At 40.7% G+C, this 14,336-nt stretch carries 14 protein-coding genes; 9 read left to right on the forward strand and 5 right to left on the reverse strand.

The features are described from left to right. The first annotated feature begins 253 nt into the window (after positions 1-253). Positions 254-1,159, forward strand: a complete 906-nt coding sequence (locus tag AACZ73_RS01535) for a sugar phosphate nucleotidyltransferase (RefSeq protein WP_339874783.1) — start codon at positions 254-256, stop codon at positions 1,157-1,159. Positions 1,160-1,184: 25 nt separating this feature from the next. Here the strand turns inward: AACZ73_RS01535 and recF are convergent, their stop codons facing one another. Then, a complete protein-coding gene (gene recF / locus AACZ73_RS01540) occupies positions 1,185-2,294 on the reverse strand; it encodes a DNA replication and repair protein RecF (RefSeq protein WP_339874784.1) in 1,110 nt (369 codons plus the stop codon). 92 nt (positions 2,295-2,386) lie between these two features. On the opposite strand from recF, the gene pdhA reads away from it, so the two are divergent. The 6 genes from pdhA to AACZ73_RS01570 all read left to right on the forward strand — a co-directional run bounded on the left by pdhA (position 2,387) and on the right by AACZ73_RS01570 (position 6,986). Continuing rightward, positions 2,387-3,406 carry a pyruvate dehydrogenase (acetyl-transferring) E1 component subunit alpha gene (gene pdhA / locus AACZ73_RS01545; protein ID WP_339874785.1) on the forward strand — a complete coding sequence of 340 codons (1,020 nt, stop codon included), beginning with the start codon at positions 2,387-2,389 and terminating at the stop codon, positions 3,404-3,406. Between the two features lie 115 nt (positions 3,407-3,521). Further along, positions 3,522-4,235, forward strand: coding sequence for a tetratricopeptide repeat protein (locus AACZ73_RS01550; RefSeq protein WP_339874787.1), 714 nt, complete (start codon positions 3,522-3,524; stop codon positions 4,233-4,235). Positions 4,236-4,319: 84 nt separating this feature from the next. Next, entirely contained in the window at positions 4,320-4,796 is a 477-nt protein-coding gene (ribH, locus tag AACZ73_RS01555) for a 6,7-dimethyl-8-ribityllumazine synthase (RefSeq protein ID WP_339874788.1), read from the forward strand. A 35-nt stretch (positions 4,797-4,831) separates the two neighbouring features. Further along, on the forward strand, positions 4,832-6,151 hold the full coding sequence (locus AACZ73_RS01560; RefSeq protein WP_339874789.1) for an aspartate kinase: 1,320 nt from the start codon (positions 4,832-4,834) through the stop codon (positions 6,149-6,151). Between the two features lie 61 nt (positions 6,152-6,212). Then, entirely contained in the window at positions 6,213-6,539 is a 327-nt protein-coding gene (locus AACZ73_RS01565; RefSeq protein ID WP_339874790.1) for a DUF6787 family protein, read from the forward strand. A 144-nt stretch (positions 6,540-6,683) separates the two neighbouring features. Next, complete coding sequence (locus AACZ73_RS01570; protein ID WP_339874791.1) at positions 6,684-6,986, forward strand: HigA family addiction module antitoxin; 303 nt, start codon at positions 6,684-6,686, stop codon at positions 6,984-6,986. An 8-nt stretch (positions 6,987-6,994) separates the two neighbouring features. On the opposite strand, the gene recG is transcribed toward AACZ73_RS01570, so the two are convergent. Beyond that, complete coding sequence (recG, locus tag AACZ73_RS01575) at positions 6,995-9,088, reverse strand: ATP-dependent DNA helicase RecG (protein ID WP_339874792.1); 2,094 nt, start codon at positions 9,086-9,088, stop codon at positions 6,995-6,997. Between the two features lie 86 nt (positions 9,089-9,174). Continuing rightward, positions 9,175-10,239, reverse strand: a complete 1,065-nt coding sequence (locus tag AACZ73_RS01580; protein WP_339874793.1) for a phosphotransferase — start codon at positions 10,237-10,239, stop codon at positions 9,175-9,177. A gap of 420 nt (positions 10,240-10,659) precedes the next feature. Here AACZ73_RS01580 and AACZ73_RS01585 point away from each other — a divergent pair, with 420 nt between their 5' ends. After that, entirely contained in the window at positions 10,660-12,435 is a 1,776-nt protein-coding gene (locus AACZ73_RS01585) for a sodium:solute symporter family protein (RefSeq protein WP_339874794.1), read from the forward strand. Here the strand turns inward: AACZ73_RS01585 and AACZ73_RS01590 are convergent. After that, a complete protein-coding gene (locus AACZ73_RS01590; RefSeq protein WP_339874795.1) occupies positions 12,432-13,007 on the reverse strand; it encodes a gliding motility lipoprotein GldD in 576 nt (191 codons plus the stop codon). The genes AACZ73_RS01585 and AACZ73_RS01590 overlap by 4 nt on opposite strands. 76 nt (positions 13,008-13,083) lie before the next feature. Here AACZ73_RS01590 and AACZ73_RS01595 point away from each other — a divergent pair, with 76 nt between their 5' ends. Next, complete coding sequence (locus AACZ73_RS01595) at positions 13,084-13,614, forward strand: DinB family protein (RefSeq protein ID WP_339874796.1); 531 nt, start codon at positions 13,084-13,086, stop codon at positions 13,612-13,614. A 61-nt stretch (positions 13,615-13,675) separates the two neighbouring features. Here AACZ73_RS01595 and AACZ73_RS01600 read toward each other — a convergent pair whose 3' ends face one another. Further along, entirely contained in the window at positions 13,676-14,278 is a 603-nt protein-coding gene (locus AACZ73_RS01600; RefSeq protein WP_339874797.1) for a nitroreductase, read from the reverse strand. Positions 14,279-14,336 lie beyond the last annotated feature (58 nt).

Raw genomic sequence — 14,336 nt, forward strand, 5'->3', positions numbered from 1 at the left:
TGAGATTATTGCATAAAACTAAACAGAAAATTAAAATTATTGATATTCGGGATAAAAATTTACCCTGCATGATCACTATTTATTAAGGATTGTTGCGGAAAGAGATTATTGATAAGTCTATTTCTAGATATTCACCTTTAATCAAATGAAATCTGGTTGAATTATAAACTGGGGACAATTTGTGAAAGGTCAGGATTCTCTTGTGTCGCTAACATAAAAACTTAATTTTGCCTACGTTTTTAAGAACCTATATATGAACCAGAAACCTACCTTATTAATACTTGCTGCAGGAATGGGAAGTCGCTACGGCGGGAATAAGCAAATCGATGGATTTGGACCTAACGGAGAGACTATTCTTGAATATTCTATTTTTGATGCCATCAATGCGGGTTTCGGAAAAGTTGTCTTCATTGTGCGGGAAGCAATTCTTGAAGTAGCCAAAGAGAAATTTCTTCCTAAGTTTTCCGGTAAAATAGAAGTTGACTTTGTGATACAATCACTTGATAGCTTTGTACCAAATGAGTTAAAACGAGAAGATAGAAAGAAGCCTTTTGGAACAGCTCACGCTGTACTCTGTGCGAAAGACGCAATCAAAGAACCTTTTGCGGTGATCAACGCGGATGATTTTTATGGAAAAGAGGCTTTTAATGCCATCGGTAAATTTCTCACTACAGAAGTGAAACCTGATCTCCATGCCATGGTGGGTTATGCCGTTCAAAATGTATTATCCGAAAATGGAACTGTAAGTCGAGGAGTTTGTGAAACGAATGAAAAGGGACATCTCACGGGTATGGTAGAAAGAACTTCTATCGCAAGAGAAGGAGATAAAATAGTAAGTAAGGGAGAGGGAGAAATTTTAGAAATCGCTGAAGGTACTCCTGTTAGTATGAACTTTTGGGGATTTCATCAGGATGTTTTTATGGATATTGAGAAGATGTGGAATGAGTTTCTAGCAGCAAACGTAGATAACCTCAAGTCAGAATTCTACATCCCTACTGTCGCCAACAATCTAATACAAGCTGATGAAGCAGCCTTTGATATCTTGGAAGGTGGAAAGACTTGGTTTGGCGTCACCTATACAGAAGATAAACCTGTGGTGATCGATTCACTAAAGAAACTACATGATGCTGGAGAATATCCAGCTGAGCTATGGAAATAAGTTACGGGAGCTTCGGCTCCTTTTTTTATGCCTCGATAGAAATAAGTCCTTCTTTTAAAGAAAAGAAAGAGACCTCAGAATCCAATTCTGAAAGAATCTTCTTTGACCTTTCTGGCCGCGCATCCGTCAAAAATATCTGTCCAAAGGTATGCTGAGATATTAGCTGCATCATTTGAGCAATCCGCAGATCATCAAGTTTGTCAAAGATGTCATCCAATAATAAAATTGGCTTTTCTCCTTTCTCTTTTTCGAAAATCTGGAATTGAGCAAGCTTCAGGGCTATGATGTATGATTTCTGCTGTCCTTGACTTCCGATCTTCCGAATAGGGTGCTCACCAATCATAAAGCCAAAATCATCTTTGTGAATTCCTGCATTACTATTTTTGGTGATGAGATCCTTTTTCCGAAGGCTTTTGAAATACTCTTCAAAGTCGGGTCGCAACGCCTCAGTTTCATAAATAACGCTTACCAGCTCCTGTCCTTGAGAAATCTCTGAATAGTGACTCTGTAATAAGGGAGCCATTTCAGCCAGCAGCTCATTTCTTCTAGCGGCAAGAACACTACTCAGTTCAATTAACTCAGAATCGTAATTATCCAAAAGTGTCAGATCACGTCTGCCAGTTTCGGCGAACTTCTTCAGCAATGCATTTCGCTGTTTCAAAAAGTGATGGTATCGAATCAATTGATCGAGGTACGCATGATCAAGCTGTGAAATCAATCCATCAAAAAACTTTCTTCGCCCATCGCTTCCCCCTTTGATCAGTTCCGTATCGTCGGGAGCTATTAAGACTAAAGGAATCAGCCCAACATGCTCGGAGGTTTTGGCAAGTGCCTTTCCATTTTGATAGATCTGCTTCTTCTTCCCCAATTCTACCGTGCATCTCACTTCCAACTTCTTTTCTTCTGCCAGTTCAAATTGCCCCTTGATCGCAAAGAAATCTTTCTCATGCTGCACATTCAGGCTGTCGCTGGATTGCACGGCGCTTTTGGTCAAAGACAGGTAGTGAATCCCATCCAGCACATTGGTTTTTCCACTTCCATTCAAACCTACAAAGCAATTGATCTCGCTGGAAAATTGGAGTCGGGTCTTCTCATGGTTTTTAAATTGTAAGAGTTCGAGAGACTTCAGGTGCATGAGATTGGGTAATTATTTCGAAGGGAGCCTGTTATTTAGGGCGGGATGATTATATTTGGATCCTAAAATTAGCATATTTTCATCATTACGATATGGCAAAGAAAACTGCAGCGACTAAGTCTAAAGTAAAATATTCAAAAGAAACTTACACCTTTTGGTACGAGAGCATGCTCTTAATGAGGAGGTTCGAGGAGAAAGCTGGACAACTTTACGGTCAGCAAAAAATCAGAGGATTCTGTCATTTATATATTGGCCAGGAAGCTTGTGCTTCCGGTGCTATTTCTGCGTTGACCAAAGACGACAAGTGGATCACAGCTTATCGTTGTCACGCTCACCCACTTGGATTGGGTACTGATCCAGGAGCTGTGATGGCTGAGCTTTTCGGTAAAGCAACGGGCACTACCAAAGGAAAAGGTGGTTCCATGCACATTTTCGATAAAGAGAAAAACTTCATGGGGGGCCACGGAATCGTAGGTGCACAAATTCCTATGGGTCTTGGAATGGGCTTCGCAGAAAAATATAAAGGCACCAAAAACTTAGCAATTTGCTACATGGGAGATGGTGCTGTTCGTCAGGGAGCTTTTCACGAAGCATTGAACTTGGCTATGCTTTACAAGACTCCTGTGATTTTCGTCATTGAAAACAATGGCTATGCAATGGGTACTGCCGTAAAAAGATCTTCGAACGTAGAAGACCTTTCTACTTTGGGAGAATCTTACGACATGCCTTCATTCGCAGTTGACGGAATGAATGTAGAAGCAGTTCACGAAGCAGTAGCTGAAGCTGCTGATAGAGCAAGAAGAGGTGATGGACCAACTTTGCTTGAAATGAGAACTTACCGATACAAAGGACACTCGATGTCCGATCCTCAGAAATACAGAACCAAAGAGGAAGTAGAAGAATACAAGCAGCGTGATCCAGTGGAGCAGGTGCTTTCAACTATCAAAGAAAATAATATTCTTAGCGAAGAAGAACTTGAGGAAATCGTAAAAGGCGTAAAACAAAAGGTAACGGATGCTGTGAAATTTGCTGAAGAATCCCCTTGGCCTGACGGACAGGATGCTTTCAAGGATGTCTACATCCAGGAAGACTATCCATTTGTAATGGAATAAATCAATAATTACATAACCACTTAAAAGCCATGAAGACAGAAAGCTTTCATGGCTTTTTTATTGGACTTTGTAGAAATTATAAAAACCGTATATTTGCGGCTGAAATTTGAGTAGCATGGCAACGAAACAAACTAAAAGAGTACACCCTGAGCATCACAATGATATTTTGGAAGATCCTTCCGAGATAGCAACAAGACTTGGCAGAGGTGAGGCTTTTTTAAAGCAGAACAGTAAAATACTGGCGGGCATATTGATAGCTGCAGTAGTTTTGATCGGTGGAATCTTGTTTTTCCAGATCAACACCCAAAACCAAAACGAAAAAGCGCAGAAGGAAATGTTCCAAGCTGTGTATTTCTACGAGCAAGACAGTGTTCAACTTGCCTTGAATGGCGACGGGATTAATGCTGGTTTACTTAATATTGTAGAGGATTATCCAAGAACAGATGCTGCAAACCTTGCACATTTCTACATCGGGTCTATCTATCTTTCTGAGAGAAATTACGAACAAGCGATCACTGAATTAGAGCAGTTCTCTGCTGATGATTTCTTGGTACAGGCAAAAGCTTATTCACTTATCGGTGATGCAAACATGGAGCTTGGCAATACTGATAAGGCAATTGCTAATTACAAAAAAGCGGCTGAATACGATGAAAACAAGTATTTCACTCCTAAGTATTTGTCCAAGCTTGCTATCGCATACGAAGCTGCAGGTAACATTCCTGACGCAATTGCTGCTTATGGTGAGATCGAAGACAAGTATTTCGAGTCTTTCGAATTTGCTGCGGCACGAAAACATAAAGCTCGCTTAGAAGGTCTTGCCTCTAAGTAATGCTTTTGCTATAGCATACTAGAAGAGTAAGGCCCTGTGGTCTTACTCTTTTTTTGTTTACAATACTTTATAAAGAACCTATCAATGGCAACTTCTCTTAAAAGCCTTAGTGCGCACTCATCCAAAAACGTTCAGGACATCAGCGATAAAACATTTGGAATCATCGTATCCGAATGGAATGAAGTCGTGACAGAAGCACTCTATTCTGGTGCTTACCAGACTCTTATCGAAAATGGAGCAAAGAAAGAAAATATCATTCGAAAGAATGTCCCTGGTTCATTTGAGCTAACCCTTGCTGCTCAATGGCTGGCTCAGGAAGAAAACATTGATGCTATAATCTGTCTTGGATGTGTGATCCAAGGCGAGACTAAGCACTTTGATTTCATCTGTGATGCGGTTGCTCATGGCATCACCAATGTGGCCTTGAAATATAATAAACCAGTGATTTTTGGAGTATTAACCCCAAATACTCAGCAGCAAGCCATGGATCGTGCTGGAGGAAAGCATGGTAACAAAGGCGACGAAGCGGCTATCACCGCTGTTAAAATGCTTGGATTCTAAGACAAAAACCTATTAACCTTTTAAGCATAGACCCTATGAAAATCATGAAATTTGGTGGCACCTCTGTGGGCCGTCCAGAACGCATGCACCAGGTAAAAGACCTGATCACCCGAGGTGATGAATCAAAAATCGTAGTTCTTTCTGCTCTTTCCGGCACAACCAATTCGTTGGTAAGCATAGGAGAGGCTTTGGCTTCAGCTGATAAAGTGCTGGCTAAATCAAGGATAGATGAGCTCCATGCACATTACAATGACTTTTATCCAAAACTGGTAAAAACTGAAGTAGCAAGAGAAAAAGCTCAGGAAATCATCAAAGAGCACTTTGAGTTTCTGAATATTCTTTTGAGAATCTCTTTTAATGAGGCTATCAATCGCGACATTCTAGCCCAAGGAGAATTACTTTCTACAAAGCTTTTTCATACGCTTTTGGAAGAATTGGAGATTCCTGCAATATTCCTTTCTGCACTTGACTTCATGAGTATTGATGAAAATGCAGAGCCGGAACTTCAAAAAATCTCAGATCGATTGAAGGCAATACTTGCCCAGCATCCAGAAGACACGATCTTCATCACTCAGGGTTTTATATGCAAAAACCACCTGAATGAAGTGGATAACCTGAAGCGTGGCGGATCGGATTACACTGCTTCTTTGGTTGCTGCCGCAATTCAAGCTACTGCCTGCGAGATCTGGACGGATATCGACGGAATGCATAATAACGATCCTAGGATTGTTGATAAAACGCGCCCGATCGCTGAAATGTCCTTCGACGAAGCTGCCGAGCTTGCTTATTTTGGAGCCAAAATTCTTCACCCTGCATCTATCTGGCCTGCGCAGCAATTTAACGTACCGGTGAAATTGCTTAACACAATGCAGCCAGAAGCTCACGGCACGTTGATTAAGGCAGAAGTAGCCTCTGTTGGGGTGAAAGCGATCGCAGCTAAAGACGGGATCACAGCTATCAAAATTAAATCCAGCCGAATGCTTTTGGCTTATGGTTTCCTGAGAAAGGTATTTGAGATTTTTGAAAAATATAAAACTCCAATCGATATGATCACTACATCCGAAGTGGCAGTATCGGTAACTATCGACGATTTAAGTCACTTGCAGCATATTTTAGAAGAACTGGGTACATTCTGTAGCGTGGAGGTTGATAGAGACCAGACCATTATCTGTATTGTCGGAAATATGGTTTCAGAAAGCAAAGGTGCTATCCAATCCGTGATTGATTCGCTTATAGAATATCCTGTTAGAATGGTATCCTTTGGTGGAAGCCGCCATAACGTTTCAGTTTTGGTAGACTCCAAATTCAAAAAAGAAGCACTTCAAAGTCTCAATCAAGACTTATTTACTTGGTAAAAATGATAGCCGGCCTAGCGCCGGCTATTTTATTTAGACTGATTCTTATTACTTTTGGGTGATGTCAGCGGAAAACGATAAACCAGGCTTTCTTCAGCGCCTTCAATCCAAATGGAAATTGGATAGCCTTCTTCAGGTCGTTTTAGTTTTGGTTGTTTTTGCCTGCACCGGATTCACCATACTTTTTATCAAGAATCCAATTCTTGACTTCTTCGGAGTAGAAAAAGGAGGTTTAGTCAACACCCTTTTATATCTCTTATTAGTACTTCCTCTTTATCAGATATTTCTACTGATTTATGGCTTTATTTTCGGCCAGTTTAAATTCTTCTGGGAAAAAGAGAAGCAAATTTTCAGAAGAATAGGTGAATTATTTTCTAAGCGGAAATAACTTTTTTTCAGCAGAGCTCGCGGAGATTTTCGTATAGATTCAATTGTGTTGCTACATTGTCAATGAGAATCAGCGGGATAGTTAAATAATAAAACCATATTCTTAGACTGTGAAGGAGTGTAATAGGTAATCATTATAAATACCATGGAAAAATTAGCAAACGTACACCCGGGAGAAGTTTTGATTTTGGAGTTTTTGGAGCCGTTAAATATTACTGCTTATCGATTATCTAAAGACCTAAACATCCCTCAAACCAGAATTTCAGAGATTATAAAAGGCAATCGCCGGATCACTGCAGATACAGCTCTCAGACTGAGTAAATATTTTGGAAATTCAGCTAAATTCTGGCTTGGCCTACAAAACGACTATGATATCGAAGAAGAAGGTTTGCAAAAAGAAAAAGACCTCAATAAAATAAAGCACTTCGAAGAAAAGGATGTCGCGTAGTTTGCAGATCAAGAAATCCTGCTCCAGTTTACAGCCGTTTTCTTCTGTTGCTTAATCTGTCGGAGAATCGGAGCATTTTCCGGCTGAAGTAATTCTGGGTCATTAACTAATAGCTGCTGGGCTGCATCCCTCGCCGAAGTCAAAATTGGAGCATCTTTACTTAGATCAGCAATCAACAAATCAGTAATTCCACTTTGCTGGGTTCCCATCAAATCCCCGGGACCACGCAACCGCAAATCCACATCAGCAATCTCAAACCCATCATTGGTACGAACCATTGTTTCCAATCGCACCCGGGAATCCTTAGAAAGCTCATACTTGCTCATCAGGATGCAATAACTCTGCTCAGCACCTCTTCCCACTCTTCCGCGCAACTGATGCAACTGAGATAGCCCAAAACGCTCTGCATTCTCAATGATCATCACCGAAGCATTGGGCACATTCACTCCCACCTCAATTACCGTAGTCGCCACCATGATCTTGGTTTCACCTTTCACGAATCGTTGCATCTCGTATTCTTTCGCATCAGCCTTCATACTTCCGTTCACGATGCTAATTGGATAATTAGGGAATGCACGGGAGATACTTTCAAAGCCATCCATGACATTTTTCAAATCCATCTTTTCGGACTCTTCGATCAGCGGGTAAACAATATAAACTTGCCTTCCTTTTTTGATTTCTTCATTAATAAAACCGAAAACCTTCAAGCGATCCTTATCATAGCGATGCACTGTCTGAATCGGCTTTCTTCCCGCCGGCATCTCATCGATCACGGACACATCCAAATCCCCGTAAAGAGTCATCGCCAGCGTCCTTGGAATTGGGGTCGCCGTCATGACCAATACGTGAGGAATAAACTCTTCATTTTTAGCCCAAAGCTTAGCTCGTTGCGCTACACCAAAACGATGCTGCTCGTCGACTATTGCCAATGCTAGATTTTGGAATTGAACCACATCTTCTAAAAGTGCATGCGTTCCAATCAGAATTTTGAGTTCACCGGAAAGCAGGTCCTCGTGAATGATTTTTCGGGCAGATTTCTTGGTTGAGCCCGTGAGCAAAGCAATTTTTAGCCCCATCATATCAGCGAATTCCTTCAAACCGGCATAATGCTGTGTCGCCAGAATCTCCGTGGGAGCCATCAAGCAAGCCTGCGCCCCAGAACTGATCGCAATCAATGCGCAAATAAACGCAACCATCGTTTTACCACTTCCCACATCTCCTTGGATCAGGCGATTCATCTGTTTACCCGATTTCATGTCACCGTAAGACTCACGAATTACTCTTTTCTGCGCATTGGTGAGCTCGAAAGGAATGTGATTGGTATAAAACTCCGTGAGCAACTCTGTGTTGTTCAGTATCTGTCCGCGAAACTTCTCAGTCCTGGCTACTTTCAGCATTAATAGACGAAGTTGCAAATAGAAAAACTCCTCGAATTTCAAACGCTTTCTAGCTCGTTGTAGTAGGTTTGGCTCAGTAGGAAAGTGAATCTGACGAATAGCCTCCTTCTTCCCAATAAGTTGATATTGCTGCAAAATCTCCCCAGAAATCGCCTCCTGAATATGTGGAAAGCAAACCTGAACCAACTGCTCCATGATTTTGGAAATCCCTTTGGAATCCAAAAATCTGGCTCTCAGCTTTTCCGTAGTAGAATAAACGGGCTGGAAATTATTTCTCTTTTCGTTAGCTGAGGTAAGCGGCTCCATCTCGGGATGTGCTATACTCCACTTTCTTCCGAACTGGGCAGGTTTTCCCAGAAAAACATAGGCTGCGCCTGGCACAATATTCTTTTGAACCCATGCAATTCCTTTGAACCAGGTCATTTCCATTTCCCCAGTTTCATCCGCCACATGAGCCACGAGTCGCTTTTTATTGCCCATTCCTACGAGCTCAAAGTTTCGGATTTTGGCGATCACCTGCACAGATTCCATCTCTGAATGCAGCTCCCGGATCTTGAAAAACTTTGTTCTGTCCTCGTACCGAAACGGATAATGCTGCAGCAATTCCCCGAAGGTGAAAATATTCAACTCCTTGTTGATCAGAGCGGCACGCTGCGGGCCAACTCCTTTGAGAAACTCTATCTTGGTGTCAAAAAATCCGGACAAGGAAAATTGATTTTTGGATTAGGACAAATTAAACCCACTCTGCCCAATTGCCAATAAAAAATGACCAGAATTGTCAGAATACAATTTTAGAATTGTGTGACAGACTTCCAGATTTTCTCTAATTCAGACTTATTTTCCTGAAGACTTTTCAATAAAAGCATTTGGTTTTTTGCCCGATGGAAATTCTGTTCAGGATATTCCACTTTATAATACACATTACCTTGGAGGTGATCAGTAAAAAAGCGAAGGCCCATAATGCATATCATTACTTCCCCAGCCAAAAGCAAGGATTTAGCTTCCTCTTCTGTAGCCAAGGATTTGACACCTTCCCAGTAGCCTTTAAGTAACTGCTCGAAAACAGGGATTTCAAGTTTAATCTCATCCCAATTCCGACTGGTCTCCGATACAGAACATGCAACTGTTCGTACCAAATCCCCAAAATCATACATCAGGTATCCACTCATCAAGGTATCCAGATCGACTACAGCTTCCACTTTTTGAAGATCATGGGAAAATATTAGATTGTTGATTTTTGTATCGTTGTGGGTTAATCGGTCTGGAAGAATAGCCTGAAATTTCAGATAAGCCGAAATCAATTCCTTTTGACTCAAGTAAAAATCCAATACCCGCTGATCTTCTTCTGAAAAAGATTTTATTCCTGCAGCAACTTCCTGCAGTTTTGCGAAGCGCAGATCCAAGCGATGGAAGTTTGGGATGCATTCCTGCAACTGGCTGGTATCTATGTCTTTTCCCCATTCCGCAAATACTCCATAAGCCTTTGCCGCCAAGTAGGCTTGGTCTAGCCCAGAAATTTCTTGGATAGTCTGCCCTGAGACGAATTCAAATAGGCGGAAAAGATGGCCGTGCACCGTCGTGATTAACTTATTATTTGAGTTTAGGATGGGTAGAGGCAATTGAAATGGCAGAAAAGTGACATTGCCTTGCGATTTTACCAAACGCTGATTATGGGATATCCGCTCAGGATATTGGAACACTCCGTTGTTGAATTCCTGCAAAATGAATCTCGCATCTCCGGACTCAATCAAATAAGTACCATGAATCAACCCTGCACCAAATGCCTGAAATTCAAAATTCTCAAAAGAGGTAAAAGTATAATTGGCCAGAATGCCAGCAATGTCTTCCTTAATCATGGCCCAAAGCTATAGCATGACATTCAGATCCGAATTATTAGAAACAAAAAAAACCGATCATTATATGAGTTTTTGTTCCAATTGGCAATCGTTGGCAATTTTGACATAAATTTAACATGCAAGTGATGCTGGAATCCAATAGAATGTCAAATAGACATCAGGTTCTGAGTATTCATTAAAATGACAAAAATTTCTATTACCAAAATGTGTGGGTTTTATATTTAAATCAGTCCATCGCATATAAAGAATGTACTATCACATACATTTTATTTTAAAATTTACGAAATACGGCAAAATCTCAGTAAACTTCTGAATTAGATTTTTCCCATTTGACAAAATATAAATACATTAGTAAAATTTATTATTTAAGTAGAAGGTATTTTATAAAAAAAATTAAGGAATTCATTAATCTCATCCACTATGAATGTAACCTCCATTGACTGGGCGATCATTGCCGCATTCTTTGTTATTTCCCTTTTAATAGGACTATATACTTCAAAACAAGCGGGATCTTCTGCCAAAGAATTTTTTCTTTCGGGCAGAAATATGCCTTGGTGGTTATTGGGAGTTTCCATGGTGGCTACGACATTTTCTGCAGACACACCAAACTTAGTGACTGATATTGTTCGAAAAAACGGTGTTGCAGGTAACTGGGCATGGTGGGCATTCTTGCTGACTGGTATGCTGACTGTATTCGTTTATGCCAAACTGTGGAGAAGATCCGAGGTTACTACCGATTTGGAATTCTATGAATTGCGATATTCGGGAAAGGGAGCTGCTTTTTTAAGAGCTTTCCGGGCAATCTATCTAGGGGTTTTCTTCAATGTGGTAATTATGGCAACTGTTTCTCTTGCCGCTATTAAAATCGGTGGGGTAATGCTTGGATTGACACCTATTCAGACATTACTTATAGCTTCTATAGTTACTGTAGTTTATAGTTCTCTTGGTGGTCTAAAAGGTGTTCTACTTACTGATTTTTTCCAGTTTTTTATCGCGATGATTGGATCTTTTGGCGCAGCATACTACATATTGGATCTGCCTCAAATCGGATCTTTGGATAATTTGTTGACTCACGAGAATGTGGCAGGAAAACTTGATTTCCTTCCTGATTTCTCTAACCCTAATGCATACATACCGCTTTTCTTGATGCCAATAGCAATCCAGTGGTGGGCGACTTGGTACCCAGGAGCTGAGCCTGGAGGAGGAGGATACATCGCACAGCGAATGCTTTCTGCCAAAGATGAGAAGAATGCCATCGGAGCTACATTATTCTTCAACATTGCTCATTATGCGATGCGCCCTTGGCCATGGATTCTGATTGCACTTGCTTCCTTGATTATTTTCCCGAATATCTCTGATCTTCAAACTGCTTTCCCAAATATCCCAGTTGACAAACTGGGAGACGATTTGGCGTATTCGGCTATGTTGACATTTCTTCCTACGGGACTGATCGGAATAGTATTAGCTTCTTTGATTGCGGCAGTTATGTCCACCCTTTCGACGCATCTGAACTGGGGATCTTCATATATAGTAAATGATTTTTATCTACGATTTATGAAGCCTGAGGCTTCAGATAAGGAATTGGTAGCAGTGGGAAGAATATCCACGGTATTATTAATGGTACTTTCCGCTGTGTTGGCATTGGCACTTTCGAGTGCACTTGATGCATTTAACATTCTACTTCAGATTGGAGCAGGAACAGGTCTGATTTTTATCCTTAGATGGTTCTGGTGGAGAATTAACGCTTACACTGAGATCTCTGCCATGGCGATTTCATTTGTGGTGGCTATATTCTTTGAAGTGATCAATCCAAAAGTAAACTGGATTATGATCCCTGAAAATCAGGCATATTTGAAATTAATTTACAGTGTAAGCATCACAACAATCGGCTGGCTGATAGTGACGTTTGTAACAGCTCCTGAAAAGGACGAAGTGCTACTTTCCTTTTATAGAAAAGTTAAACCTGCTTCTTTTGGTTGGAAAAAGGTACTAGATAGGTATCCGGGCGAAAAGCAAGTGATTGGTCAATTGCCAAAAGAAATTGGGCTAATGATGATTGGCTCAGTGATGGTATACGCAGCCTTGTTCTCTACAGGATTTTTTATCTACGGAAACATGCTAGCAGGATTTATCGCAGGAGCAATAGCTGTAGTAGGAGGAATCATCATTTTCAGTTCCTGGAAAAAGCTCAGTTAATCAACAAATTTCACTGAATTCATCAAGTGGGCCATGTCCTCCTTGATGAATTCAATAACTGGAGCAAGAGAATCATTTTTCATAGCTGTATTAAAATATAGAGCCCCTCTCAGGAAGTTTTTAGTGGAATCTGTCACAAAAAACTGAAATTGAGTAGGTACTTCTCCAGTGAGTTCTGCTACCACTCCTGTATACCCTTCGGGTGTGAGGAGAACAGCTTCTTCTATTCCATAAGCTTTGACCTGATGCTGGGAAGTAAGTCGGAAGGCATCATTGGATAATTGTCTAAAATTAACCTTGTCGCCATCTATCTCCTTGTAGGTTAAATGGACTTTGGCACCGAAGTCTGAATAATTCAAATTAATCCATTCTTCCTCAGCAACATTGAAAGAATCTGCCTCCACTTTAGAATAGGAAGAATAATCTATCTGATAGCTATAGCCCTCAGAAAGTCTCTCAAATGAATGTTCTGGTAAATCAATCCTATTAAAGCCAGCCGGTTTTGGCAAATAGGTCTCTTCACACCCTATTAGACCTACTAGCAAGAAACCGAGCCAAAGATTTTTCCTCATGCTTTAAAATTAGACAAACTGTTTGATTTGGGTGGAGAATAAATGAAATTTAACCAAATAACCAATCTCTATTCAAATGGAAAAAGCACGACAATTCCTTTTTGGCAGTATGATACTTGCCATTTTTATGATGGTTGCTACAGCAACTACAGCGCAAACAACAAAAGAAGAGTTCATGAGCAAATGGATGAACAGCAAACAATTCACTTTGGATGTTCTGGACAAAATGCCTGACTCTGGTATGGACTACAAAACTGATCCAGAAGCAATGTCATTCAAAGAGCAAATTCATCACATCGCAAATTCAATCGTTGGGCTATCTCAGGGATATTTGAAAGGTGGTGAGCCAGGATTTAGTATTGATCTGGCTACTGCATCTAAAGCGGATCTGGCCACTTATGTAGCTCAATGTTATGATTATGGAACTGCAACTATGGAAGCTATGTCTGACGCTGATGCAGGGGAAACTATAGAAGTGTTTGGAAACAACGTAAGTAGACGCCAAATAATGGCTTTGATAATGGATCATTCTACACACCATCGAGGATCTGCTATCGCTTACTTGAGAGCTGAAGGCGTGGAGCCACCAGCATTTGTTGGTTTCTAGGAATTAATGTTAATAACAAAAACGGCAATGATATCTACCATTGCCGTTTTATTTGAAGTAATCACTCTCTTATCCAAGCAACTTTTTCATCCAAACTGTCTCTTTTTCCTTCAGGCCAAGTATCAGTAGCTGGCTTGGCCACATAGAAAAATCCCATGAGTGCATCTTCACCCTCAAGTCCAAAATCTTCTCTGGCTTCTTGCCAAAAAGTAGGTCCACCAGTTCCCCAATAAGCTGCCAAACCATGAGCAGAAGAAGTCAAATACATATTCTGAACAGCCATTGACACTGCTGCAATCTCTTCCATCAGAGGAATTCCTGCTGATCTTTTCAAAATTATTGCGATCATATGGGAAGCCTTTAAAGGTTGCTGCTTAAACTTCTCATATGTAGCTTCCAAAAATGGAGTACCATTCTTCTCCGCTCTGAGCTTGTACATTTCAGCCTGATAATCAGCGAATTTCTTTAACCCTTCACCTGTATATACAATAAATCTCCAAGGTTGAGTCAATTTATGTGTGGGGGCCCAACGAGCATTTTCAAGCATCTCTTCGATAATAGAATCGTCGATAGGGTCATTTTCTTTGAATTGCGCAGCAAACATGGACCTACGTCCACGTATAATTTTATTTACTTCTTCGACGTTGAAATCGGGCTTTTGCATGTATTACTTCTTAAAATGAATGTTCGTATTTCTAATTGCAAAGAAAAGAAAATGGTTC

This window comes from uncultured Algoriphagus sp., from assembly GCF_963974835.1.
GTDB lineage: Bacteria > Bacteroidota > Bacteroidia > Cytophagales > Cyclobacteriaceae > Algoriphagus.

Bases quoted from the DNA above. Each gene is read 5' to 3' on its own strand.
- AACZ73_RS01535 (WP_339874783.1), top strand. From the start codon at position 254: ATGAACCAGAAACCTACCTTATTAATACTTGCTGCAGGAATGGGAAGT.
- recF (WP_339874784.1), bottom strand. From the start codon at position 2,294: ATGCACCTGAAGTCTCTCGAACTCTTACAATTTAAAAACCATGAGAAG.
- pdhA (WP_339874785.1), top strand. From the start codon at position 2,387: ATGGCAAAGAAAACTGCAGCGACTAAGTCTAAAGTAAAATATTCAAAA.
- AACZ73_RS01550 (WP_339874787.1), top strand. From the start codon at position 3,522: ATGGCAACGAAACAAACTAAAAGAGTACACCCTGAGCATCACAATGAT.
- ribH (WP_339874788.1), top strand. From the start codon at position 4,320: ATGGCAACTTCTCTTAAAAGCCTTAGTGCGCACTCATCCAAAAACGTT.
- AACZ73_RS01560 (WP_339874789.1), top strand. From the start codon at position 4,832: ATGAAAATCATGAAATTTGGTGGCACCTCTGTGGGCCGTCCAGAACGC.
- AACZ73_RS01565 (WP_339874790.1), top strand. From the start codon at position 6,213: ATGTCAGCGGAAAACGATAAACCAGGCTTTCTTCAGCGCCTTCAATCC.
- AACZ73_RS01570 (WP_339874791.1), top strand. From the start codon at position 6,684: ATGGAAAAATTAGCAAACGTACACCCGGGAGAAGTTTTGATTTTGGAG.
- AACZ73_RS01580 (WP_339874793.1), bottom strand. From the start codon at position 10,239: ATGATTAAGGAAGACATTGCTGGCATTCTGGCCAATTATACTTTTACC.
- AACZ73_RS01585 (WP_339874794.1), top strand. From the start codon at position 10,660: ATGAATGTAACCTCCATTGACTGGGCGATCATTGCCGCATTCTTTGTT.
- AACZ73_RS01590 (WP_339874795.1), bottom strand. From the start codon at position 13,007: ATGAGGAAAAATCTTTGGCTCGGTTTCTTGCTAGTAGGTCTAATAGGG.
- AACZ73_RS01595 (WP_339874796.1), top strand. From the start codon at position 13,084: ATGGAAAAAGCACGACAATTCCTTTTTGGCAGTATGATACTTGCCATT.
- AACZ73_RS01600 (WP_339874797.1), bottom strand. From the start codon at position 14,278: ATGCAAAAGCCCGATTTCAACGTCGAAGAAGTAAATAAAATTATACGT.